This window comes from Pedobacter cryophilus (assembly GCF_005116455.1).
GTDB classification, from domain to species: Bacteria; Bacteroidota; Bacteroidia; order Sphingobacteriales; family Sphingobacteriaceae; genus Pseudopedobacter; species Pseudopedobacter cryophilum.
In genome coordinates this window covers 51278-74860 of record NZ_SWBP01000002.1, presented here as the reverse complement: position 1 = coordinate 74860, position 23583 = coordinate 51278, and the positions used below count along the sequence as shown (strand labels likewise).

The window sequence follows — 23583 nt, the reverse complement described above, 5'->3', positions numbered from 1 at the left end:
AATTATTCATTAGCTCACACTTGATTCAACCTCAAATGAAAAAAAGGAAAATAGAAATCATGGACACTACTTTGCGAGATGGCGAACAAACATCTGGTGTTTCATTTTCCGTTTCAGAGAAATTAACAATTTCACAACTGTTACTGGAAGAATTGAAGGTAGATAGAATAGAAATTGCTTCTGCCCGAGTTTCTGAAGGGGAATTGGAAGCTGTAAAAGCGGTCACCACTTGGGCAACAGCTAACGGATATTTAGAGCGTGTAGAAGTGCTTACTTTTGTAGATCATGGTATTTCTATTGACTGGATGTTGCAAGCTGGCGTTAAAGTTCAAAATTTATTAACCAAAGGCTCTTTAAATCATTTAACTCATCAGCTTAAAAAAACTCCTGAACAGCATTTTTCAGAAATCAATCAGGTAATTGAGCTAGGTGTAAAAGAAGGAATCAAAACCAATGTTTATTTAGAAGATTGGAGTAATGGAATGCGCAATTCGCCCGAATATGTTTTTCAATACCTTGATTTTTTAGCCACTCAAAACATTGAAAGAATTTTATTGCCCGATACTTTAGGGGTTTTAACGCCTCATGAAACTTTTAAATTTTTAAAAGACATCAAGGCTAAGTATCCTCAAATCCATTTTGATTTTCATGCACATAATGATTATGATTTAGGTACCGCCAACGCATTAGAAGCCGTAAACGCCGGAATTGATGGTTTACATTTAACCGTAAACGGAATGGGAGAAAGAGCCGGAAATGCCCCAATGGCAAGCGTAATTGCCGTGATTAATGATTTTTTACCCGAAATTGAAATTAGCCTAAAAGAATGCTCTATTTATAAAGTGAGTAAATTAGTCGAAACTTTCTCAGGCGTAAGAATACCCGCTAATAAACCCATTGTTGGCGAAAATGTATTTACCCAAACTGCGGGCATCCATGCAGATGGCGACAATAAAAATAATCTTTATTTTAACGATTTATTACCTGAAAGATTTGGGCGTAAACGTTCTTATGCTTTAGGAAAAACATCGGGCAAAGCCAATATTGAAAAGAATTTACAAGAATTAGGCTTAAAACTAAATGATGCCGATTTAAAGAAAGTTACCCAAAGAGTGATTGAGTTGGGCGATTTAAAAGAAACCGTTACTCAAGATGATTTGCCTTATATTATCTCTGATGTTTTAGACAGTAAAGCTTATCAGGATAAAGTAAAAGTAGAATCTTATGTGCTTTCGCATTCTAAAGGCTTAAGACCATCGGCAACTATTGCCATTAAAATAAATGGAGAAGTTTACGAAGAACACGCCCAGGGAGACGGACAGTTTGACGCTTTTATGCTGGCATTAAGCTTTTTATATAAATCACAAGGTAAACTACTTCCAGCTTTGATAGATTACGTGGTACATATTGCACCCGGCAGCAGTTCTGATGCTTTATGCGAAACAGTAATTACATGGCAAACAGATAAAAAAACTTTTAAAACCAGAGGTTTAGATTCAGACCAAACCGTTTGTGCCATTAAAGCCACCGAAAAAATGTTGAACATTATGGAAGGGCAAATGCAGGAATATAAAGGTTTTGAGTATCAAGAATCAAGTAGCAAGTAGCAAGATTCCTGTATTGTGACAAATAAGTAGCAAGATGGCAAGTATCAAGACTCCTTATATTGTGGCAAATAGATAGTAAACCTGCAAAGGTCTTGATATTCGATACTAAATACTTAATACTAAAATAAACTTAATAAATTACAATAGAACGTAGATAGGCTCTTGATACTTGATACTAACTACTCGATACTAAAATAAAAAGAATGAAACTAAATATTGCCCTATTAGCAGGAGACGGAATTGGACCAGAAGTAATTGCTCAAGCCGTTAAGGTAGTTGATGTAATTGCCAAAAAATATAATCATGATATTACCTGGACATCAGCTTTAACAGGCGCTTGCGCCATTGATGCTTGTGGAGAACCTTATCCAGATAGCACACACGAAGTTTGTATGGCCGCTGATGCCGTTTTATTTGGCGCAATTGGGCATCCAAAATACGATAACGACCCAAAAGCAACTGTTCGTCCAGAACAAGGTTTGCTTAAAATGCGTAAGAAACTAGGCTTATTTGCCAACGTTCGTCCAACTTTCACTTTCCCTTCTTTAATTGATAATTCTCCGCTAAAAAGAGAACGTATAGAAGGAACTGATTTAATTATCTTACGTGAGCTAACTGGAGGTATTTATTTTGGCGAAAAAGGCAGAAAAGACAATGGAGATACCGCTTTTGATACCTGTACTTATACCAGAGCTGAAGTGCAACGTTTAGCTAAAATGGGCTTCGAAATTGCCATGACTCGTGGTAAAAAATTGTGCTGTGTAGATAAAGCCAACGTCATGGAAACCTCCAGATTATGGAGAGAAACCGTACAGGATATGGAAAAAGATTATCCAGAAGTAACCGTAAGTTATGAATTTGTTGATGCCGTAGCAATGCGTTTGGTACAATGGCCAAATTCTTACGATGTATTAATTACCGAAAACTTATTTGGCGATATTTTAACCGATGAAGCATCAGTAATTTCTGGTTCAATGGGTTTAATGCCATCAGCATCTAAAGGCGTTCATACTTCTTTGTATGAGCCAATTCACGGTTCTTACCCACAAGCAACAGGCTTAGACATTGCCAATCCATTAGCAACTGTACTTTCGGCAGCTATGATGTTTGAAGATGCATTTGGCTTACAAGCTGAAGCAGATGCGATTAGAGCAGTAGTCAATAAATCTTTAGCCGAAGGTATTGTAACCGAAGACTTAGCCGGAAAAAACAAAGCTTATAAAACCAGTGAAGTTGGCGATTGGCTAGCTAAAAATATTTAAGAATTTTACCAATCAACCTAAACCGAGAGGCCGGCGATAAATCATCGTCGGTTTTTTTTTGTTGAAAAAACAAAATTATACGCATAAATAAAATTTATACGTATTTTTGAATGATGAAAACGAGAGTTAATCTAACAATAGAACATGAGGTTTTGATAAAAGCTAAAAAATATGCCTCTCAAATTGAAGAGAGCTTATCTGAATTGGTGGAGGATTATTTAAAAAAATTAGCCAATAAAGCTGATTCAGAATCTTTAATAGATTATATAGATAAACTCGAAGTTCCTGAAATTGATGCTGAAATAGATTTTAAGAAAGCTTACTACGAAAATAAATCTGAGAAATATGGCTTTTAAAATTTTCTTAGATGCCAATGTTATTTTAGATTTTGTTTTAAAACGTAAGAATTATGAAGATGTAAAACTCATTTTTGAGCAAGAGGAAAAAGGAAATATAAAGCTTTTTATCAGCTCCTCAATTCTACACATTATAGGTTATTGGCTTACTAAATATCTCGGAGTTGATGTTGCCAAAACTACGCTATTAAAACTATTAGAACATATTAAAGTAATAGATAGCAATCATGAAGGTGCGTTAGACGCCTTAAAATCAGATTCTAAAGATATAGAAGATGCCTTACAATACTTTACAGCGTTAAACCACAAAATGGATTATTTAATAAGTTTTGATATTGATTTCCAAAAGTTCGCTAACGCTAAACTACCAATTGTTGATGTAAAGGACTTTATTAAATTGGTAGCTTAGATCTGCGTTAGTGAGTGAAAGGGTTGAGTTCTTTTTTAAATTCTTCATTTAAAAAAAACCGTAGCAAAGCGAAGCCCTGCAACATGCGACCTGCAAGGAAACGCCCTAATTCTCTAAAGAAAAGTATTGATTGACATCAAAATAAACAGCATCTCCCTTTTGCAAAGAGACAAATTGAGCATCGTGAACCAATAGGTTTTTACCTTCAAAAATAAGTTCTACTTCTTGGTAAGCACCATTAAAATGCACACTTCTTACCGTAGCTAAATAAGCTGTTGGCTGCTCAGATAACTGTATATGATGAGGATAAACCGCATAAATTGGGGCGGTGTAAGGTAAAAAAGGAGCGTTTTTAATGATATTGGCTTTCCCCAATAATTTGGCTACATAAGCACTTCGTGGGTCAAAATATACTTCCTGCGGACTGCCTTCTCTAATGATTTTTCCGTCTTTGATAAAAATAACATGGTTAGACAGCGATAGCCCATCTGTAGGGTCATGTGAAACCATAATCACCGTAATGCCTAAAAATTTTGCTAAACGCTCTATATCGTCTCTTAACTGTCTTTTTAAAATGGTGTCTACCTGGCTAAAAGGTTCGTCTAATAACAAAACCTTGGGCTCCGTAATTACAGCTCGGGCAATGGCTACTCTTTGTTGCTCTCCCCCACTTAATTCTACTATTTTTTTGTTTGCTAAATGATCTATCCTTAAAAACTCCATAGTTTGTAAGGTTAGCTCATGCTTTGCTTCTAAATCTGCATTAGATAGTTGTGATGAAATGTTATCAAAAACTTTGGCATAAATATTTAAGGTAAGTTCTTGGGTCACCATTTTCATTTCATCATGCCCAGGAATTAGTTTTTCTGTAGGCCCTTTAATGGGCTCTCCGTTAAAAAGTACGGTTCCTATTTGTGGGACTAAATAGCCATAAATGAGTTTTAAAAGTGTGGTTTTTCCACTGCCACTTTCGCCTATTATGGTAATGATTTGCCCTGCATGAATGGTCAAATCTATTTCAGACACACCTGATGGTGTATTTTCTGAAAAATTCTTGGTGACCTTATTTAACTGCAGAAATGGCATCATATCAATTTTTTAACGGGGTGTAAAGATAAAAAAAAATGAACTTGAAGGCTATATTTTATGAAAGGGATTTTTCTTATGTTTTTCACTATATATGCTAGCTTATTCACTTGCTTAAAGCGCTCAAATTGATATAAAAGAATTGCGATCTTTCCCTCAATAAAATTTTTAAATTTGAGCTTAAATAAATTTTATGGCAACTTCTAAAGTGATATACAATGGTGGTTTAAGAACCACTTCTACTCATTTACAATCTGGTGATGAAATTATTACCGACGCCCCGGTTGATAACCACGGAAAAGGCGAAGCTTTTTCTCCAACAGATTTAATGACTACTTCTTTTGCAAATTGTATGCTTACCGTAATGGGTATTGCTGCGCAAACTCATGAAATTGATATGGATGGCGCTTCAGCAGAAGTGACTAAAATAATGGAAGCTAACCCAAGAAGAGTCACCGAAATACATGTAAACTTACACTTCCCTAAAAAAGACGAATATTCTGACAAGCAGAAGAAAATATTAGAACATACAGGCTTAAACTGCCCTGTACATTACAGCTTACATCCAGATATTAAAAGAGTAATAGATTTTGGTTGGTAACAAAAAAGCTTCCCGAAAATTCGGGAAGCTTTTTTTATGCTTGAACTACTTCAACAGTTTCTTCAATAGAAATATCTCCATGAGATTGATCTAACAAACATTCTCCGTTTTTAATAAGCAGCAATTGCGGCGACTCATGATGTACCTGAAAAGTTTCGGCAATAAGGCTTGACAAATCACGAAAGGCTATTAAATCTAAAAAATAAGGTTTAATCTCTTGTGGCAATTCATCGGCATCCATCTCTACTCTTTTCTTTGCCATCATACTAATGGAACAGCGGGTGCTGTGTTTAAAAATAATACTATAACCTGCATCATTTTTAATTTCATTAATTTGCTCTTCGCTTTCTAATTTAATCCAGTTCATGGTTTAATAAAAATATCTTTTGTTACACTTGGCAAAACTTTCGTCCCCGGAAACACGATGGCACTTTTGCTTTCTAAATTGGTTTTCTTAAGTGATAATTTTAATCCGTTTCCTAAATCCTGATAAGGCGCCCATTCAAATACTGAGGTATTTTTTTGTCCTTGTAATAAGAATTTCCATCTGGTGATTTCTCCGGTTAACGCATTTACGTATAACCAATATTGGTCTCCTGGAGTTAAACCTACTTTATCAAAATTTAAATGGATCACCTCACACTTAACACCGTCTATAGTTTCTGAAGCTTCTAAAGCGGTATTTACGCCTGGATCTTGTAATTTTAGCGGAACCATTAACCAATAAGTATCGTTAATAAAAGCACCGTAAGCTCTCTTTATTAATTTGGCAGATGTGGTATCTGGCTGTAATATCCCATCTTCAAAAGCTTTTCCTTTTTGCGTATTCACATTAAAAAGAACGGTGGTGGTTTTGCCATTTGCGGCTTTGCTTTCAAAACGATAATCGCCAGTATACCTATCCCAAATATGATTTCTTCCGTTACCTACTTGTCCGTTTCTTTCTGATGCAAAGGTGAATTGGATGTACCTGCTTTTTTCAAAAGTAGCTTTACCACCAACTGCTTCCCATACTTTTTTAATTACTTGATCTTTTTCTTGAGCTGTAGCCGAAGAAAATAGAGCAATACCAATTGCCCATAAAAGAACTATCTTTTTCATTTAAGTTATTTTTGATTAATAAGCGTTTTGGAAGTAAATTGTTTTTTACCTTCTTCCTTTTGCTTGAGGATAGGAATTATAAGCCGGACAAAGTTTAGAAGTACATGCTTGAAGCATAGTACCTAATATCATTACCGTGAGCATTACATAAATCACTTTTTTCATTTTGTTTATGATTTTTTGTACGGTGATGAAACATTTACCTCAAATTGTATGGAGATAAAATTTTCATGAGCGTAATTTTTATTAAAGATATATAAATTGCTATAAATTAAACACTAATCTTTTAAAGATAAATGAAGGTGTGCCATTTTTATAGCGGTTATTGCTGCTTCATCTCCTTTATTACCATGCTTCCCGCCTGCTCTATCTAATGCTTGTTCTTGATTATCTGTGGTTAAAACTCCAAATATTACGGGCTTAGTGTGCTTTATGCTTACTTGAGCAATTCCATTGGCCACCGCATCGCAAATAAAATCAAAATGGCGGGTTTCTCCTTGTATTACACAGCCTAAACAAATTACTGCATCTATGTTTTTATTGCTCAATAATAAATCGGCACCAGAAATCAATTCATAACTCCCTGCTACATCAACAGAAATGATGTTATCTTCTTCCACTTCATGTTTCAACAAAGAATCATAAGCGCCTTGATATAGTTTACCGGTAACCGCAACATTCCAAGAGGCTACTACGATTCCGAAACGAAAAGGTTTGCCCGAAGGAACAATTGTATGAGAAAAATCTGAAAGGTTTTTTAAATGAGTGGCCATATTGTAAAAATAAAAAAGGTTAGCTGAAATCAACTAACCTTTTTTTGTTCATTTTTTTATTGATTATAATTTACCTTCTGCTCTGGCAATGTACATATCAATTGTACTTGCTGTTGCGCTTTCAGGATAATCAGTTTTAATTTTTGAGTAGCTGTCTACCGCAGATTTAAAATCTTTTTGCTCTTCGTAAACCAATCCTAGTTTCTTCAAATAAATTGGTGCTGCAAAAAGGTTATCGCCTTTAGCAACCGCTTTTTTATAAAACACAATTGCTTCGTCGTAATTTTTTAGTTCTACATAGGCATCTCCGGTTGCGCCTAAAGCTTCTGGAGCCAGGATTGGATCAGAACCACTATATTTAGTTAAGTTCTCAGCAGCCTTTTGGTATTCGCCTTTATTTAAATAAGCAATTCCTAGATAATAGTAACCTAAGTTAGCTGATTTGGTATTGTCATAATCTTCTACAATTTTTTCGAAACCAGGGAAGTTTCCATCGCCTTTAATGGCTTTATCCCAGTTTTTTTGTTCCCAATATTGTTGTGCCCTAAACATTTGATCAACAGCCTCGGTTTCTCTTGGCGCTAAATAAAATCTTTGATAAGCAAAAAATAGTAAAATTAATCCTACTACTGTAGCACCAATTACCAATAGGCTTTTTCTATTCTCCTGAATAAAAGCTCCGGTTTTACCCCATTCGCCTGTTAGCTGTGCAAGCTGATCGTTCTCTTTATCTGACATTTTGATTTTATTAAAGAGTGCAAAAATAGTGTTTTCATTAAAAACAACAACTCATTTATTAAATTATTGTGAGATAGTTATCCGCTTAATGTAAAAAGCATAACAGAAAGACAATGAAGGGCTTTTTAAACAGTAAAATTTATCTACCATACTCATCATTTACAGATAAAACCCGTTGGTTTTCCTAACTTTACACCCAATGTATCTTAAAAACCTGTCGTTAATTAACTTTAAAAACTACGATGAAGCTATGCTTAGTTTCTCTGAAGGGGCGAATGCTTTTACCGGAAACAACGGAGCAGGTAAAACCAATTTATTGGATGCCATACATTATCTTTCTTTGTGTAAAAGTTATTTTAATCCGATAGATAGTCAACAAATAAAGCAGGATAGAGATTTATTTATGATACAAGGAACGTTTGATAGAAACGATTCTGATGAATTGATTTCTTGTGGCATTAAAAAAAATCAGAAAAAGCAATTTAAGCGGAATAAAAAAGAATATCAGCGTCTGGCTGATCATATTGGTTTGTTCCCTTTGGTGATGATCTCGCCAAACGATACCAGCTTAATTTTAGATGGAAGCGAAGAACGCAGGAAGTTTATTGATACCGTAATTTCGCAAACTGATGCCAAATACTTAGATGAACTGATTATCTACAACAAAACTTTACAAAACCGGAATGCACTGTTGAAGCAAATTGCAGAAACCGGCAGGTACGACCCTACTCTTCTAGAAATTTTTGATGAGCAGTTGGTAAGAGCCGGAAACAAGATTTTTGAAAAAAGAAAAGCTTTTATGGAATCCTTTATTTCCATATTTAATGAGCACTACAAATATTTGAGTGATGAAGCCGAATTGGTGCAGCTAATTTATGAATCGCCTTTGTTTTTAGCAGATTTTGAAACCTTATTAAAAAAATCGGTAGAAAGAGACCGAATACTACAAAGAACCAGCGTAGGCATACACAAAGACGAATTAACTTTTCAGATACATGGGATGCCTTTAAAAAAGTTTGGATCTCAGGGCCAACAAAAATCATTTTTAATTGCTTTAAAATTAGCTAAATACAGCTTTTTATATCAGCAAAAAGGCTTTAAACCTTTACTTTTATTAGATGATATTTTTGACAAGTTAGACGATTTAAGAATGACTAAATTGATGAAAATGGTTTCTGAAGAAGATTTTGGTCAGATTTTTATTACCGATACCAACGCAGAAAGAGTAGAGCGTATTTTTGAAGAGATTGGTGTTGATTTAAAATTATTTCATATTGATAAAAGTATGGTAAGCCATGAGTAGAACCAATGATAAAACCTTAAAAGAGGCGATGGATCAACTGTTAAAGGTTTATCGTTTAAAAGGAAAATTTGACGAAACTTTTGCTGTAGCCTCTTGGGAAGATGTGGTAGGTAAGGCGGTGGCCAATAGAACCAAAGAGATTTTCATCAGAGACAAAAAATTATTTGTTAGAATAGAATCTTCGGTAGTAAAAAATGAATTGAAAATGATGCGCAGTCAAATCATCAGTAATTTAAACGAAAAAGCTGGCGCAGTGGTAGTAGAAGAAATTGTGTTTCTTTAAAATTAGTTGTTTTTTCTTTGCTGCGCTGTTCTTCTATTAAACATAAAATATAATACGGTGCTTAAAGTTGCAGTAAATAATGCTCTGGCGGCAAATAATGGTGTAAATTCTTCATTCATTAATCCCATTCCAATTATTGGCGACACCACTAACACAATAATAAAAAAAATGACGTATTGACGAGTTAAAATTTTCATGTTTCAAAGTTATACTTTTCTATAAATAGCGCATCCATTTTAATTTCAATAAAAAAAGCTTCTGCAATTTCTCACAGAAGCCTTTCAAAAACTCATTCTTTCTTAAAAACGCTCAAAAGCAGTAAAATAGAAACTACCTTCAATTTGTGCATTTTCGTCAGAATCAGATCCATGAACCGCATTTGCATCAATAGATTTTGCGTATTTGTTACGGATAGTTCCTTCTGCAGCGTCGGCTGGGTTAGTAGCGCCAATTAGCTTTCTAAAATCTTCAATAGCGTTGTCTTTCTCTAAAATAGCAGCTACTATAGGTCCAGAAGACATAAAGCTTACCAATTCGCCATAAAAACCACGTTCTTTGTGAACTGCATAAAATTCACCCGCTTTTTCTGGAGAAAGCTGAATGTATTTCATCGCTACAATTTTAAAACCGCCTTTAATTATATCATCTAAAATAGCTCCAATGTGTCCGTTTGCTACTGCATCAGGCTTAATCATTGTAAAAGTTCTGTTCGTTACCATGTTCATTTTTTTAAAATTGTTGCAAAAGTAGGCTTTTAAAATCATAACAAAAAGTATTGCACATATTTTCGGATGATTTGCTTAACTTCGCCCTTTCAATAAAATTGATGATTGATTTAGACTCGCTTAAAGAAAAATTAGCTCAACCTTGTAAGATTATTATCACCACCCATCACAAGCCTGATGGTGATGCTATGGGTTCTTCATTGGGTTTATACAGCTATTTTATTCAAAAAGGTCATGATGTAAAGGTGATCTCTCCAACTGATTATCCTCATTTTTTACATTGGCTACCTCACAATAATGAAGTAATTATTTATACAGAGAAGGAAGCAGAAAGTAAACAACTGGTTGCTGATGCTGATTTTATTTTTTGTTTAGATTTTAATGCGCTTTCGCGAATCAATGAACTTGGTGAAGAAGTAAGAAAATCAACTGCCATAAAAGTAATGATTGATCATCATTTAGAACCTGAAGGTTTTGAAGATTTTAGACATTGGAATACCAAAGCTTGTGCTACGGCTCAATTAATTTATGATTTTATTGTTTATCATTTAAATGATGGAGATTTAATTAATAAAGATGTAGCTACTTGTTTATATACTGGTATCATGACTGATTCTGGTTCTTTCCGTTTCCCAACAGTAACTTCAGATTTGCACAGAATTGTTGCCAATTTAATAGATGCTGGTGCCGTAAACTGGAAAATTCATCAACAAGTTTACGATAACGCTACCGAAAGTCGATTGAAATTTTTAGGCTTCTGCTTAAGCAGCAGATTACAAGTTTTTAGAGAATATAATACTGCACTTATTACGGTAAGTAAGGAAGATATTAAGCAGTTTGATATACAAACCGGAGAAACAGAAGGTGTAGTAAATTATGCGCTTTCAATAAATGGTATTAAGTTAGCGGCGTTTATTATAGAACGTTCTGATAAAGTTAAGCTTTCTTTACGTTCTGTAGGAGATTTTCCTGCTAATGAAGTTTGTAAAAAATATTTTAACGGCGGGGGACATAAAAATGCTTCGGGCGGCCAATCAGATGAACCGTTTGAAACTGTGATTGAAAAATTTAAATCAATATTGCCAGAGTATAAACACTTATTATTGCAATAATTTCCATGGACAATTGACCATCGACAATGGACCATAGACTAATAACAACAAAAAGTATATAAAAACAATAAAATATAGATGAAAAAAGGATTATTAATGATTACTGTTGCTGCATTAGGATTTGCAGCTTGTAAAGGTGGCCTTCAAAAAGGTCCGGCAGGTTTAATGTATAGCATCCATGAAGATGCTAAAGGCGATTCTATTAAAGAAGGCGATTTTATCAGCTTAAACATTATTGCAAAAACAGACGGAGACTCTGTTCTTTATAATTCTTACGAATTAGGTAGAGCTTCTCAAACTTTTGTACCTAAGCCAATGTATGACGGTGATTTATTTTATGCCGTAAAAATGCTTACTAAAGGTGATAGCGCAACTATTAAAATTGATTTAGATTCTGCTGAGAAAAAAGGGCAACCAAGACCACAAGGCATTAAAGGAAAATATGTGATCTATACTGTTAAAATAGAAGACGTTATCCATAAAGATTCTACTAAACAAGAAGAATTTCAAGCCAAAATTGAAACTTTCTTTAAAGCTGAAGGAGAAAAAGCTAAGAAAATAGAAGTTGTTAAAATTAAGCAATACGTTGAAGATAATAAACTTAAGGCAACTGTACTTCCTTCGGGCTTACAAATGGTAACCCTTACAGAAGGTAAAGGTGAACAACCAGTAGCTGGCGATAGCGTTCAAGTTAACTATACCGGAAAATTAATCTCTGGAAAAGTATTTGACACAAGCTTAGAAGATGTAGCTAAAAAAGAAAAAATATTTAACCCTGCTAGAGTTCCTTACACTACTTTAAACCTAATTATAGGAAGAGGTAATGTAATCCCTGGTTTTGATGAAGGCGTATTGCAAATGAAAAAAGGTGGAAAATCTACTTTAATCATTCCATCTAGTCTTGGATACGGTGATCAAGGAATGCCAGGCGGTATGATTGGACCATTTACTCCACTAATTTTTGAAATAGAATTAGTGAATGTAATTAAGAAAAGTGGCACTCCTCCGCCACCAGCTCCGGTAGCTCCAATAAAATAAAAAACTAACCCCTTCCCTAAAAGAAGGGGTTTTTTAATGCTATTTTTGTTGATCATGATACTTACAGATACGCATACCCATATTTATTACGAAACAGATCCTCAAAAATTAGAAGAGCAATTACAAAGATGCTGGGATAACCAGATCACCAGATTGTTTCTTCCTAATGTAGATAGCGCCTCTATTAAATTGGTTTTAGGGCTGCAACAATCTCATCCAAAAAATTGTTTCCCTATGTTGGGATTGCATCCTTGTGATGTGAAAGAAAATTTTGAAGAAGAGTTAAACTCGATTAAAACCGCTATTGACCATCATCATATTTATGCTATTGGAGAAATTGGGATAGATCTTTATTGGGATAAATCTTTACTAAAAGAACAGCAAATTGCCTTTAAGAAACAAATTTTATGGGCAAAAGAATTAGACCTTCCCATTGTTATTCATTGCAGAGAAGCCTTTGATGAGGTGTTTGAAATTTTAGAAGAAATGAATGATGATAAACTCAGAGGCATATTTCATTGTTTCACTGGCAATATTCAACAAGCACAACAAGCCATAAAACTTGGTTTTTTATTGGGAATAGGCGGTGTGGTGACTTATAAAAAAGCAGGTTTAGATTTAGTGGTTGAGCAGTTAGAGTTAGAAAATTTGGTTCTAGAAACCGATGCTCCTTATTTAGCACCAGTTCCACATCGGGGCAAACCCAATGAAAGCTCTTTTTTGATTCATATTGCTCAAAAAATAGCTGACATTAAAAATATGAGTTTAGAGGAGGTTGCAGAAATTACTACGGCAAATTCTGTCAAAGTTTTTGGTGTATAAATTTATAGTGTTAATTTGTACTGTTTTTAAATTTAGTCTATAATCTAGTCTCAAGATGACCAAAATATTTGTGATATACACCGGAGGTACCATTGGAATGATTAGAGATCCTGATACCGGCGTATTAATTCCCTTTACTTTTGAACAAATTATAGAAAATGTTCCCGAGTTACGAAGAATGGATTATGAATTAACCGTTCATTCTTTTGATCCCATTATAGATTCTTCTGATATGACGCCAGATATTTGGGCGGAATTGGCAATACTTATAGAAAATAATTATGAAGATCATGACGGCTTTTTAATACTTCACGGATCAGATACCATGGCTTTCACCGCATCAGCTTTAAGTTTTATGCTAGAAGGCTTGGGTAAACCAGTGATTTTCACGGGCTCTCAATTACCTATTTCAGAGGTGCGTACCGATGCTAAAGAGAATTTTATTACCGCTTTAGAAATTGCATCGGCAAAATTAGATGGAAAACCTAGAGTACCCGAAGTATGTATTTACTTTGAGAATAAGCTTTACAGAGGAAACAGAACTTTCAAATATAATTCTGCAAAATTTGAGGCATTTAGGTCTCCAAATTACCCGGTTTTGGTAGAAGCTGGCGTACATATCAAATACAATGACGCTGTAATAGGGAAATTAGAAAACAGTATTTTAAGAGTGCATACCAATGTGAGCAACAACATTGGCGTACTAAAACTTTATCCAGGTATTAGTCCGCAAATTGTAGATGCTGTTTTAAATTCTGATGCCGAAGCCATTATTATGGAAAGTTTTGGGACAGGAAATACCACAACGGCTAAATGGTTTTTAGAAAAAATAGAAGCCGCTATAGCTAACGGCAAAATAATTCTTGATATTTCTCAATGCAAAGTTGGCTCGGTAGAAATGGGCAGATATGCTACTAGCAGTGCTTTAAAAAGCATGGGCGTTTTAAACGGATACGATATGACGTTTGAAGCTGCAGTAACGAAACTGATGTATCTTTTAGGCAGAAACTATCCTAAAGACCGGTTGTTAAGACGATTAGGCACATCTATTAGAGGCGAACTGACCAAGAATTAATATCACAATCTTCAAAAACCTCCAATACTTTAAAAAAATATTATTGAACATTTTAATTGTCTTACTTACAATTAAATACTACTTTAGTATTATAATAGCCTGATTTTAAAAGGCATATTTTCTAATTATTAAACCTAAATTATTGAAAAATTACCTTAAATCAACTTTAGGAGTTGCTATAGTGGCTCTTAGTTTAACTGCTTGTCAGCAAAAAACGCAACAAGCCTCGTCTACAAATAAAGATAGCCTATTAATGAGCGAACCTGATTCGACCCTATTTGATAGTGTAATTGATGGGAAAGAAACTCATTTGTATGTTTTGGAAAATTCAAAAGGGATGAAAGCCTTTTTTACTAATTATGGTGGTCGATTGGTAAATCTATTTGTGCCTAATAAAGACGGACAGTTAATAAATGTGGTAGTTGGCTTAAAAGACTTAAACAACTACATCAAAACGCCAGATGCTTATTATGGTGCTACTATTGGAAGATATGGCAACCGTATCGCGAATGGTAAATTCACGATAGATGGCAAAGAATATACTTCCTCTATCAATAACGGAAAAAACACCTTGCATGGAGGCGCTAAAGGCTATCATTATGTGGTTTGGGATGCTAAAAAATTAGATGTGCATACTTTAGAATTAAGCTATTTAAGTAAGGATATGGAAGAAGGTTATCCTGGAAACTTAACCGTTAAAGTAATTTATAGCCTTACTGATGATAATGAGCTTAAAATGGAATATACTGCTACCACAGATAAGGCAACTGTTTTAAACTTAACCAATCACGCTTATTTTAATTTAAATGGAGAAGGAAATGGAACTATTTTAAATCATAAACTACAAATTTATGCTGATAAATACACCCCAGTAGATTCTACACTTATCCCAACCGGAAAAATTGAAGCGGTAGCCTCTACCCCCTTTGATTTTACCAAAGCAGAAAGCATAGGCGCAAGGATAGAAAATGCTAACGAGCAATTAAAATTTGGATTGGGTTATGACCACAACTATGTTTTGAGTGGAAAACAAGCAATGGGAATGAACCATGCGGCAACCGTAACTGCTGATTTAACAAGCATTATTATGGATGTTTATACTCAAGAACCCGGCTTACAATTTTATAGTGGTAATTTTATGGCTGGTAATAATGTGTTAAAAAATGGTACTAAAGATGATTTTAGAACTGCATTTTGTTTAGAAACACAACATTTTCCAAACGCCCCTAATCAAGCTAATTTCCCAACTACAGTTCTAAAGCCAGGGCAACAATATCACACTATTTCTGTTTATAAATTCAGTAATAAGTAACACCAATTCAATAAATTTATTAAACAAAAAGGGATGATTTCTTAACCGAAATCATCCCTTTTTTATTTGTTTATGAATGCTTAGGGCTTATAAATTTTACTCTGCAAAGTAGTTTGAAGCGCTACTGGTAATGACGATAATAAATTATAATTAGTAGCTTTTTCAATCGCATCTACAGTAGTAATGTAAGTAGTCCAATCTGAATTAATGGTATTTTCATTTGGTGTATCTACGGCTAAAACTCTAGTATTGGCATCCACTCGGGCTAAATCTCCATTTCCTTTGGTCAATATTACTGCCACTTTCCAAACTCGGTTGGGGACGGTTATATTTCCGTTGTTAATGGTTTCTGCACTGCCAACACTACCGCTTCCGCCTTTTCCATAGCTTCCCATAATAATGTAAACTTCGTTTCCTTTTTGTACTTCGGCTCTTAAATAGTTTTCCAAATTAGCCCAAGTTCTTTGGTTATTGTTTGGCGCTTGCGGAATCATGTTAGTCATTAAAAAAGTAGCCGAATTTGCTTCCGCAGAGCTTGTTCTATCAGCAGATGGACAAATATGTCCTCTATCAAAACCAGAACCGCTGTAACTATTACTTTGTACTTGATAAAATCCGGTTGGCAAACCAGTAAAAGCACCAAAATTATCTAATCTTGCGGTTGCATTTGTTGATGACGTTTCATCTAAATGCCAACTCACCCAATTTGCTGTTCCTCTGGTGCTGCTATAAGATTGTACATAATACTTTTGATCTATTAAGTAGTTTTCTTTCATCACTACATCAGCTAAGGCGTTTGATGGATTACCAAATAGCAAATTACTATTATCACCGGTTGTTGGCTGCACATCAGTACCGGTGCCACTTGGCGTACCTCTTCCTGGAGCTGGCGTAGAAGTATATGGTGGCGTTGTAGGATCTACATCTGGGATAGCGTTAAATACAATATTAGGATTACCCGCACCCACAAAAATAAAATCATCAATGTTTATCCTTGTCGTTCCCACTTTTCTAATTTGAAAACGAACCTTTTTTTGAAGGGTAACCTTAAAAGAATCTGTCGCAAAAGTTTTAGATGCAGCATTTATCGAATTCCCTAACTGGGAATAAGTTAAGCCCTGATCTGAAGATACCCATAAACTTAATTCAGAAACGGCGTCATTTCCATATTGAGCATGACTAAATTTGATCATAGATATGCTGTCAATATCAAAATTCATGGATATTTTTCCTGTTCTTAAACGAACGGATTGGTTGTCGTTTTTAACGTCGGCTGCTAATTTCCCTAACAAGGCATCTTCAAAAGACCAGCTTCCGGTTTTTAAACTTACATCTGCAATGGCATAAGATGTTTTAACCCCTTGTTCAAAATCTTCTTTAATAGTATAAGGAGCTGGAGGTGCCTTTGTAACTATTGGAATAATTGGCGTAGAATTAGAATCTGATTTTTTTGAGCAAGCGCTGATGGTAATCATCACAGCAAGGAAGTAAAATAATTTGTTCATGTATATATATTTTTGCGTTTTACCCGCAAAGTAATACTATTGAAACCGCTTAAAGGTTACCAAAATATTATCAAATTAATATAGAAATAAATGATTTTGATAAAAAAAATGTTATTTGTCTATTATATAAATAGTTAGATAGTTTTTAATTGGTGGGGGCAAACAGTATATAAACTTTATTGAAAAGGGATTCTAGAGAAAGGCTAGAGGAGATGGATATTGAAAGGGGTAATTTCCTAATTATTATTGCCTCTTAAGTTCTTAATCTTCTCCAAAGCAATTAGATCTATTTGGTCTTTTGAGCGATTAGCGGCTTTTTTAGATTGGAATTAGATATTTTTAGGTTCTATAAATGGCTTATGGGTAATTTTTGCTTTTCTAAACATCATATCCATTTTCATTAGCCTTGTCATAATTAAAAATCTTTCTGTGTATGACCTAGTCAATGCTAATTTAAGCAAATCCATTTCTGCTTTTTCATAATCAGCAGTGGGCTCAGAAACTATGTTTATCTTTTTATCTTCCATTTGATGAATCTAATTTAATCAATTTCTTAAAATTAAATAAGACCTCATTTTGAGCATTCTTTATTTTGATTTTATCATACTATCCATTTCCTTTTTCAAGAAAATACCTGTAAAACTTTCTTTCACTTTGCACAAACCTTCTGGCGTACCTGCAAAAACTATATTTCCTCCACCAGAGCCTCCTTCCGGACCAAGATCTACCACATAATCGGCTACTTTAATCACGTCTAAATTGTGCTCAATTACCAATACGGTATTCCCTTTATCAACTATTAAATTTAAAACGCCCAGCAACACATTGATATCTTCAAAATGTAAACCTGTGGTAGGCTCATCTAAAATGTAAAAAGTATTTCCGGTGTCTTTTTTAGAAAGTTCTGTCGCTAATTTTACCCTTTGTGCCTCGCCACCAGATAAAGTTGTGGATGATTGTCCTAAGGTGATGTAACCTAAACCCACATCTTTTAAAGTTTTTATTTTACGATAAATGGATGGAATATTCTCGAAAAAAGCTACCGCATCTTCTACGCTCATATCCAACACATCGCTGATGGATTTTCCGCGAAAGCGAACTTCTAAAGTTTCTCTGTTGTATCGTTTTCCACCACATTCTTCACAAGGAACTTGAACATCGGGTAAGAAATTCATTTCAATCACTTTCATTCCACCACCTTGGCAGGTTTCGCATCTTCCACCTTTTACATTAAAAGAGAATCTGCCGGGTTTATAACCTCTAATTTGAGCCTCGGGCAAAGCCACAAATAAATTCCTGATATCAGAAAAAACACTGGTATAGGTGGAGGGATTAGACCTTGGTGTACGTCCAATTGGGGTTTGATCTATCTCAATTACTTTATCTATATGCTCTAAACCTTTAATTTCTTTAAAAGGCATAGGTTGTTTTTTAGCTCTAAAAAAGTGCTTATTTAAAACCGGATATAAGGTTTCTCCAATTAAAGTTGATTTACCACTTCCAGAAACGCCGGTTACGCAAATGAGCTGGCCTAAAGGAAAATCTACACTTACGTTTTGAAGATTGTTACCCGTCGCATTTTTTAAGGATAACACTTTGCCGTTTCCTTCTCTTCTTTTTGCCGGGATACTGATTTCTCTTTCTCCATTTAAATAAGATGCAGTAAGCGTATGAGATTTTAACAATTGAGCAGGTGTGCCTTGTGCCACGACTTCGCCACCATGTAAACCGGCAGCTGGCCCCATATCTATCACATAATCTGCCTCCAAAATCATGTCTTTATCATGCTCTACCACCACAACGGTATTGCTTAAGTCTCGCAAATCTTTTAAGGCTTTAATTAAGCGATCATTATCTCTTTGGTGTAAACCGATAGAAGGCTCATCCAAAATATACATCACATTCATCAGTTGCGAGCCAATTTGAGTGGCCAAACGAATACGTTGCGCCTCTCCGCCTGATAGCGTTCTTGCTGTACGGTCTAGCGTTAAATAAACCAAGCCAACATCCAACAAAAAGCCAATTCTTGATCTTATTTCCTTTAAAATTTCTTTAGCGATGATATTCTGACGCTCATTTAATCTATCTTCTAAACCTTCAAACCAAGTTTGCAGGTTTTTAATATCCATAGAAGCTAAATCAAAAATATTTTTGTGATCCACTTTAAAGTGTAACGATTCTTTCTTTAATCTTGCTCCTTCACAAAGCGGACAGGTTTTTAAAACCCTAAAACTTTCTAAATCATTGCTTACCGCATCTCCTTTTTTCTCGTTTTGTTCTTCCAGCATTTTTATAATGCCATCAAAAGGGATTTGATAATTTTGTACATTCCATTTATTATACTCAACCGGAACAGTAATTAACTCATCTACACCATGTAAAAGAATATCAATGGCTTTTGGATCTAATTTTTCTATGGGCTGCGAAAGCGAAAAGTTATACTTTTTTCCAAGCGCTTTAATTACCTGAAAAATCCAGGTTTCGCGGTAATCGCCTAAAGGAGCCAAACCACCATTAATAATACTCAGCTTTTTATTTGGGATGACCGATTCTTCATCTACATCAAAAATGTAACCTAAGCCATCACACTCTGGACAAGCACCATAAGGCGAGTTGAACGAGAAAGTATTGGGTTGCGGTTCATCATAAGAAACGCCTGTGGTTGGGCACATTAAAAATTTAGAGAAATGGTAAACCTTGTTCTCTTTATCTGAAATTTTGATAATGCCTTTTGCAATTTTTAAAGCCGATTGTATAGAAGTGTACAAGCGCTTTTTATCTTTTTCAGTTACAATTAAACGATCTATTACGGTTTCAATATCATGAATTTTGTACCTGTCTAATTGCATTTTAGGCACAACATCTACAATTTCTCCGTCTACTCGTACTTTTAAATATCCTTGTTTTCTAATTTGCTCAAATAATTCGCGGTAATGCCCTTTTCTACCTTTTACTACTGGAGCTAAAATATTGATAGGCTTGCCGTCAAACTGTTCTAAGACCTGATGTAATATCTGATCTTCAGACATTTTCATCATTTTTTCGCCTGTATTGTAAGAATAAGCGTCGGCTACCCTTGCATAAAGCAAGCGCATAAAATCATAAATCTCTGTAATAGTCCCAACCGTAGAACGTGGATTTTTTGAAGTGGTTTTTTGTTCAATAGCAATTACAGGGCTTAGGCCCGATACTTTATCAACATCTGGTCTTTCTAAGCCGCCCATAAACTGACGAGAGTAAGCCGAAAAAGTTTCCATGTAACGTCGCTGTCCTTCAGCATAAATGGTATCAAAAGCTAAAGATGATTTTCCCGAACCACTTAAACCGGTAATTACTACCAGTTGATTACGAGGGAATGAAATATCTATATTCTTTAAATTATGAACCCTGGCGCCATATACTTCTACTTCACTTTGTTCTACCAGATCAATTGGTTTCTTACTCATATAAACAGCTTTCTCTGCTAATAAAAAATTGTAATGATTTTTGTTTTAAAAGCTCGCAAAATTAACGAAAAAAGGCCGAACCTAAAGTTCAGCCTTGTTATTTATAATGTCATTTTTATTCCTATTTTAATGCCATCAACTTTCTAGGATTTTTAATCTTATAGCCATGATCTTCAGGATGTTCAATAATTTCTTTCATTGAAATTAAACTGTACACATATTTACCAGTTTCTTTATTCAAATCCATTTTAAAATAATTATCCTGGTTTTGCTTGTTGATCACTCTTCTAATTCTGCCCTCGCCGCCATTGTATGCAGCCGCAACTAAAGTCCAGCTGTTAAATTGCTTGTATAAATCTCTAATATACTTAGCCGCCGCAACAGTTGATAAACGAATGTTCATTCTTTGATCAATTTGGTCGTTTACCTTTAAACCATAATCTCTACCGGTTTGCGGCATAAATTGCCATAAGCCAGCGGCACCTTTTGGAGAAACTTGATTTCCGGTGAAACCACTTTCTATTAAAGGAACATATTTAAAATCTTCGGGCACACCATATTTCTTCAAAATTGGCTCTATAATAGGAAACCATACCTCGGCCTTTTGGTGTAATTTAAGAGTTTGCAATTTTGAATATGAATTGGCTTTTAAAGCCTTTTCCATTCTATATTCAATTTTTTTATCGCCAATAGGCAATAATTCATTAGCGAAATTTAAATCCTTATAAAAAACGCTTTCTGTTAACTTTCTGGCGCTTTCTATATTTGGAAAAATCACTTTACTAAAACTGGTGGAGTAGCTGTAACCAAACATTTTTGTGAGTACACAAATTACCAACATCATGCTACAAGCAACTACGTATTTCTTTACCATAATTCTTGTTTTAATCCCCAATACTTAAAAAGTTTTACAAATTTACAAATTACATGCCACATTTTCAAATAGTTACAAAATTACTCCATTTTAAGCCCTTCATTTTACGCAAAAAATTGCTCGAATTTTATGATTTAAAATTGTGGATAAACTACTAATACTTAAAGTTTTTAGTACCTTTGTGCCCCTTTTGTAAGGTTAATTTTTGTAGCATGCCATTTAATAATAACAGGAACAGTCGCGACGACAAATCCGGAAGAGGCCCTAATAAGCCAAATAGATCTGAAACCACCGGCAGATCAAAATCTGATCAATCCTTTAAATCATCCTCTTCAAGTTTTAGCAAGAAAGACGATTCTGGATTTAACAGAGATAAAAAGCCTTATGGCTCAAGAGAAGGAAGTAGTTCTTTTGGAGAAAAAAAACCTTATGGAACCCGCAGTGAGGGTTCTTCAGACAGAAAACCTTACGGAACCAGAAGTGAAGGATCTAGCGATAGAAAACCTTATGGTGAAAAACGTGAAGGATCTTCTTTTGGAGAAAAAAAACCATACGGAACAAGAAGCGAAAGCTCTTTTCAAGATAGAAAAGCTTATGGTGACAAAAGAGAAGGTGCTGGCGACAGAAAACCTTACGGAACCAGAAGCGAGGGTTCATCAGACAGAAGACCTTACGGCGATAAAAGAGAAGGATCTTCTTACGGAGAAAAAAAATCTTACGGAACCAGAAGCGAAGGTTCATCTGATAGAAAACCTTACGGCGATAAAAGAGAAGGATCTTCTTACGGAGATAAAAAACCTTTTGGAGCTAGAAGCGAAGGATCTTCTGATAGAAAACCTTATGGCGATAAACGTGAAGGATCTTCTTACGGAGATAAAAAACCTTTTGGCGCTAGAAACGAAGGTTCATCTGATAGAAAACCTTACGGCGATAAACGTGAAGGTTCTTCTTATGGAGATAAAAAACCTTTTGGCTCTAGAAACGAAGGATCATCAGACAGAAAACCTTATGGCGATAAACGTGAAGGATTTGGAGAAAAAAAACCTTACGCAACAAGAGAAGCTAGTTCTTACGATAGAAAACCAAGAGAAGATGCTGGCGACAGAAAACCTTACGGTGATAAAAGAGAAGGATCTTTTGATAGAGATAAAAAGCCTTTTGGCGATAGACCACGCAGTGGATCTGATGAAAACAGAAGCGACAATTACAGCCGACCTCATAAGAAAAGAGAAGATGATGAAAAAAATACCTCATCAAATGAATTTAATGATGACCAAGTAAAATTAAGAACCAGAAGCAGTTCTAAACCTGCATTTAAAAAAGATGGCGAACTGGTTAGATTAAACAGATTTATTTCTAATGCCGGCATTTGCTCTAGAAGAAAAGCCGACGAATTGATTGCAGCTGGAGTAGTGAGCGTAAATGGCGAACCCGTTTCTGAATTGGGCACCAAAGTAAACCCAATGGTAGATGATATCAGATACAATGGTCAGCTATTAAAAAGAGAAAAAATGGTTTATGTTTTATTAAATAAACCAAAAGATTATATCACCACAACTGATGATCCTCAGGAAAGAAAAACGGTAATGGAACTAGTAGATAAAGCTAGTAAAGAACGTATTTACCCAGTTGGAAGATTAGACAGAAACACCACAGGACTTTTATTGATGACCAATGATGGAGAGTTAGCCGATAAACTTTCTCATCCAAAAAATAGCATCAGCAAAATTTATCAGGTAGAGTTAAGCAGAAACCTTTCTCAAGGAGATTTTAACAAAATTGCCTTTGGTTTAGAGCTAGAAGACGGTTTAATTAAGCCTGATGAAGTTAAATATGTAACTGGTGGCGCTAAAAATGAAATTGGTATTCAAATTCATAGTGGTAAAAACCGTATTGTAAGAAGAATTTTTGAAAGCTTAGGTTACGAAGTGGTAAAATTAGATAGGGTAATTTATGCTAATTTAACCAAGAAAGATTTAACCAGAGGCAGATGGAGATATTTAACTGACCAAGAAATTATTCAGTTGAAACATTTTGTAAAGGGATAATTTTGTAAATCATCCTTTTTAATTCTCTTTACTAAAAACACCAATCTTTAAAAAGATTGGTGTTTTTTTATGTCAAAAAATTAAACTGAAATTAATTTAAGGCCTTT

At 34.8% G+C, this 23583-nt stretch carries 24 protein-coding genes; 13 read left to right on the top strand and 11 right to left on the bottom strand.

The annotated features are described in order from the left end of the window. Positions 1-35: 35 nt before the first annotated feature. The 4 genes from FA046_RS05580 (at position 36) to FA046_RS05565 (ending at position 3634) form a co-directional block, all read left to right on the top strand. Positions 36-1607: an alpha-isopropylmalate synthase regulatory domain-containing protein gene (locus FA046_RS05580; protein ID WP_136825405.1), complete on the top strand. Its 1572-nt coding sequence runs from the start codon at positions 36-38 to the stop codon at positions 1605-1607. Between the two features lie 203 nt (positions 1608-1810). Further along, the gene (gene leuB, locus FA046_RS05575; protein ID WP_136825404.1) at positions 1811-2869 is read left to right on the top strand and encodes a 3-isopropylmalate dehydrogenase; all 1059 of its coding nucleotides are present in this window, start codon (positions 1811-1813) and stop codon (positions 2867-2869) included. A gap of 110 nt (positions 2870-2979) precedes the next feature. Next, positions 2980-3225, top strand: a complete 246-nt coding sequence (locus FA046_RS05570) for a DUF6364 family protein (protein ID WP_136825403.1) — start codon at positions 2980-2982, stop codon at positions 3223-3225. After that, positions 3215-3634: a type II toxin-antitoxin system VapC family toxin gene (locus tag FA046_RS05565; protein ID WP_136825402.1), complete on the top strand. Its 420-nt coding sequence runs from the start codon at positions 3215-3217 to the stop codon at positions 3632-3634. The genes FA046_RS05570 and FA046_RS05565 overlap by 11 nt, the downstream gene beginning before the upstream one ends. A 105-nt stretch (positions 3635-3739) precedes the next feature. On the opposite strand, the gene FA046_RS05560 is transcribed toward FA046_RS05565, so the two are convergent. Beyond that, positions 3740-4723, bottom strand: coding sequence for an ABC transporter ATP-binding protein (locus FA046_RS05560; RefSeq protein ID WP_225870885.1), 984 nt, complete (start codon positions 4721-4723; stop codon positions 3740-3742). Positions 4724-4913: 190 nt separating this feature from the next. Here FA046_RS05560 and FA046_RS05555 point away from each other — a divergent pair, with 190 nt between their 5' ends. Beyond that, a complete protein-coding gene (locus tag FA046_RS05555; protein WP_136825401.1) occupies positions 4914-5321 on the top strand; it encodes an OsmC family protein in 408 nt (135 codons plus the stop codon). A gap of 34 nt (positions 5322-5355) precedes the next feature. Here FA046_RS05555 and ytxJ read toward each other — a convergent pair whose 3' ends face one another. The 4 genes from ytxJ to FA046_RS05535 form a co-directional block, all read right to left on the bottom strand. Beyond that, positions 5356-5688, bottom strand: coding sequence for a bacillithiol system redox-active protein YtxJ (gene ytxJ / locus FA046_RS05550; protein ID WP_136825400.1), 333 nt, complete (start codon positions 5686-5688; stop codon positions 5356-5358). Then, positions 5685-6422 carry a hypothetical protein gene (locus FA046_RS05545; protein ID WP_136825399.1) on the bottom strand — a complete coding sequence of 246 codons (738 nt, stop codon included), beginning with the start codon at positions 6420-6422 and terminating at the stop codon, positions 5685-5687. Before FA046_RS05545 ends, ytxJ begins: the two co-directional genes overlap by 4 nt. A gap of 278 nt (positions 6423-6700) precedes the next feature. Then, the gene (ribH, locus tag FA046_RS05540; protein WP_136825398.1) at positions 6701-7195 is read right to left on the bottom strand and encodes a 6,7-dimethyl-8-ribityllumazine synthase; all 495 of its coding nucleotides are present in this window, start codon (positions 7193-7195) and stop codon (positions 6701-6703) included. Between the two features lie 63 nt (positions 7196-7258). Beyond that, positions 7259-7933 carry a tetratricopeptide repeat protein gene (locus FA046_RS05535; protein ID WP_136825397.1) on the bottom strand — a complete coding sequence of 225 codons (675 nt, stop codon included), beginning with the start codon at positions 7931-7933 and terminating at the stop codon, positions 7259-7261. A 199-nt stretch (positions 7934-8132) separates the two neighbouring features. Between FA046_RS05535 and recF the strand changes: the two genes are divergently transcribed. Further along, positions 8133-9236, top strand: a complete 1104-nt coding sequence (recF, locus tag FA046_RS05530) for a DNA replication/repair protein RecF (protein ID WP_136825396.1) — start codon at positions 8133-8135, stop codon at positions 9234-9236. Then, complete coding sequence (locus tag FA046_RS05525) at positions 9229-9519, top strand: DUF721 domain-containing protein (RefSeq protein WP_136825395.1); 291 nt, start codon at positions 9229-9231, stop codon at positions 9517-9519. The genes recF and FA046_RS05525 overlap by 8 nt, the downstream gene beginning before the upstream one ends. A gap of 2 nt (positions 9520-9521) precedes the next feature. Here the strand turns inward: FA046_RS05525 and FA046_RS05520 are convergent, their stop codons facing one another. Both FA046_RS05520 and FA046_RS05515 read right to left on the bottom strand, forming a co-directional pair. Further along, on the bottom strand, positions 9522-9716 hold the full coding sequence (locus FA046_RS05520; protein ID WP_136825394.1) for a hypothetical protein: 195 nt from the start codon (positions 9714-9716) through the stop codon (positions 9522-9524). A 102-nt stretch (positions 9717-9818) separates the two neighbouring features. Beyond that, positions 9819-10238 carry a nucleoside-diphosphate kinase gene (locus FA046_RS05515; RefSeq protein ID WP_136825393.1) on the bottom strand — a complete coding sequence of 140 codons (420 nt, stop codon included), beginning with the start codon at positions 10236-10238 and terminating at the stop codon, positions 9819-9821. 107 nt (positions 10239-10345) lie between these two features. On the opposite strand from FA046_RS05515, the gene FA046_RS05510 reads away from it, so the two are divergent. The 5 genes from FA046_RS05510 to FA046_RS05490 all read left to right on the top strand — a co-directional run bounded on the left by FA046_RS05510 (position 10346) and on the right by FA046_RS05490 (position 15603). Next, positions 10346-11356, top strand: a complete 1011-nt coding sequence (locus tag FA046_RS05510; RefSeq protein WP_136825392.1) for a DHH family phosphoesterase — start codon at positions 10346-10348, stop codon at positions 11354-11356. Positions 11357-11434: 78 nt separating this feature from the next. Then, complete coding sequence (locus tag FA046_RS05505) at positions 11435-12394, top strand: FKBP-type peptidyl-prolyl cis-trans isomerase (RefSeq protein WP_136825391.1); 960 nt, start codon at positions 11435-11437, stop codon at positions 12392-12394. Between the two features lie 54 nt (positions 12395-12448). After that, positions 12449-13216, top strand: coding sequence for a TatD family hydrolase (locus FA046_RS05500; RefSeq protein WP_136825390.1), 768 nt, complete (start codon positions 12449-12451; stop codon positions 13214-13216). Between the two features lie 55 nt (positions 13217-13271). After that, entirely contained in the window at positions 13272-14291 is a 1020-nt protein-coding gene (locus FA046_RS05495) for a type I asparaginase (RefSeq protein ID WP_136825389.1), read from the top strand. A 142-nt stretch (positions 14292-14433) separates the two neighbouring features. Next, a complete protein-coding gene (locus tag FA046_RS05490; protein ID WP_225870884.1) occupies positions 14434-15603 on the top strand; it encodes an aldose epimerase family protein in 1170 nt (389 codons plus the stop codon). Positions 15604-15683: 80 nt separating this feature from the next. Here the strand turns inward: FA046_RS05490 and FA046_RS05485 are convergent, their stop codons facing one another. The 4 genes from FA046_RS05485 to FA046_RS05470 all read right to left on the bottom strand — a co-directional run bounded on the left by FA046_RS05485 (position 15684) and on the right by FA046_RS05470 (position 21428). Continuing rightward, a complete protein-coding gene (locus FA046_RS05485; RefSeq protein WP_225870883.1) occupies positions 15684-17108 on the bottom strand; it encodes a DNA/RNA non-specific endonuclease in 1425 nt (474 codons plus the stop codon). A 329-nt stretch (positions 17109-17437) separates the two neighbouring features. Next, entirely contained in the window at positions 17438-17635 is a 198-nt protein-coding gene (locus tag FA046_RS05480) for a hypothetical protein (protein ID WP_136825388.1), read from the bottom strand. Between the two features lie 60 nt (positions 17636-17695). Then, positions 17696-20554, bottom strand: coding sequence for an excinuclease ABC subunit UvrA (uvrA, locus tag FA046_RS05475; RefSeq protein ID WP_136825387.1), 2859 nt, complete (start codon positions 20552-20554; stop codon positions 17696-17698). Positions 20555-20675: 121 nt separating this feature from the next. After that, positions 20676-21428 carry a lytic transglycosylase domain-containing protein gene (locus FA046_RS05470; RefSeq protein WP_169303308.1) on the bottom strand — a complete coding sequence of 251 codons (753 nt, stop codon included), beginning with the start codon at positions 21426-21428 and terminating at the stop codon, positions 20676-20678. Positions 21429-21640: 212 nt separating this feature from the next. On the opposite strand from FA046_RS05470, the gene FA046_RS05465 reads away from it, so the two are divergent. Further along, a complete protein-coding gene (locus FA046_RS05465) occupies positions 21641-23476 on the top strand; it encodes a pseudouridine synthase (RefSeq protein ID WP_136825386.1) in 1836 nt (611 codons plus the stop codon). The last annotated feature ends 107 nt before the right edge of the window (positions 23477-23583 follow it).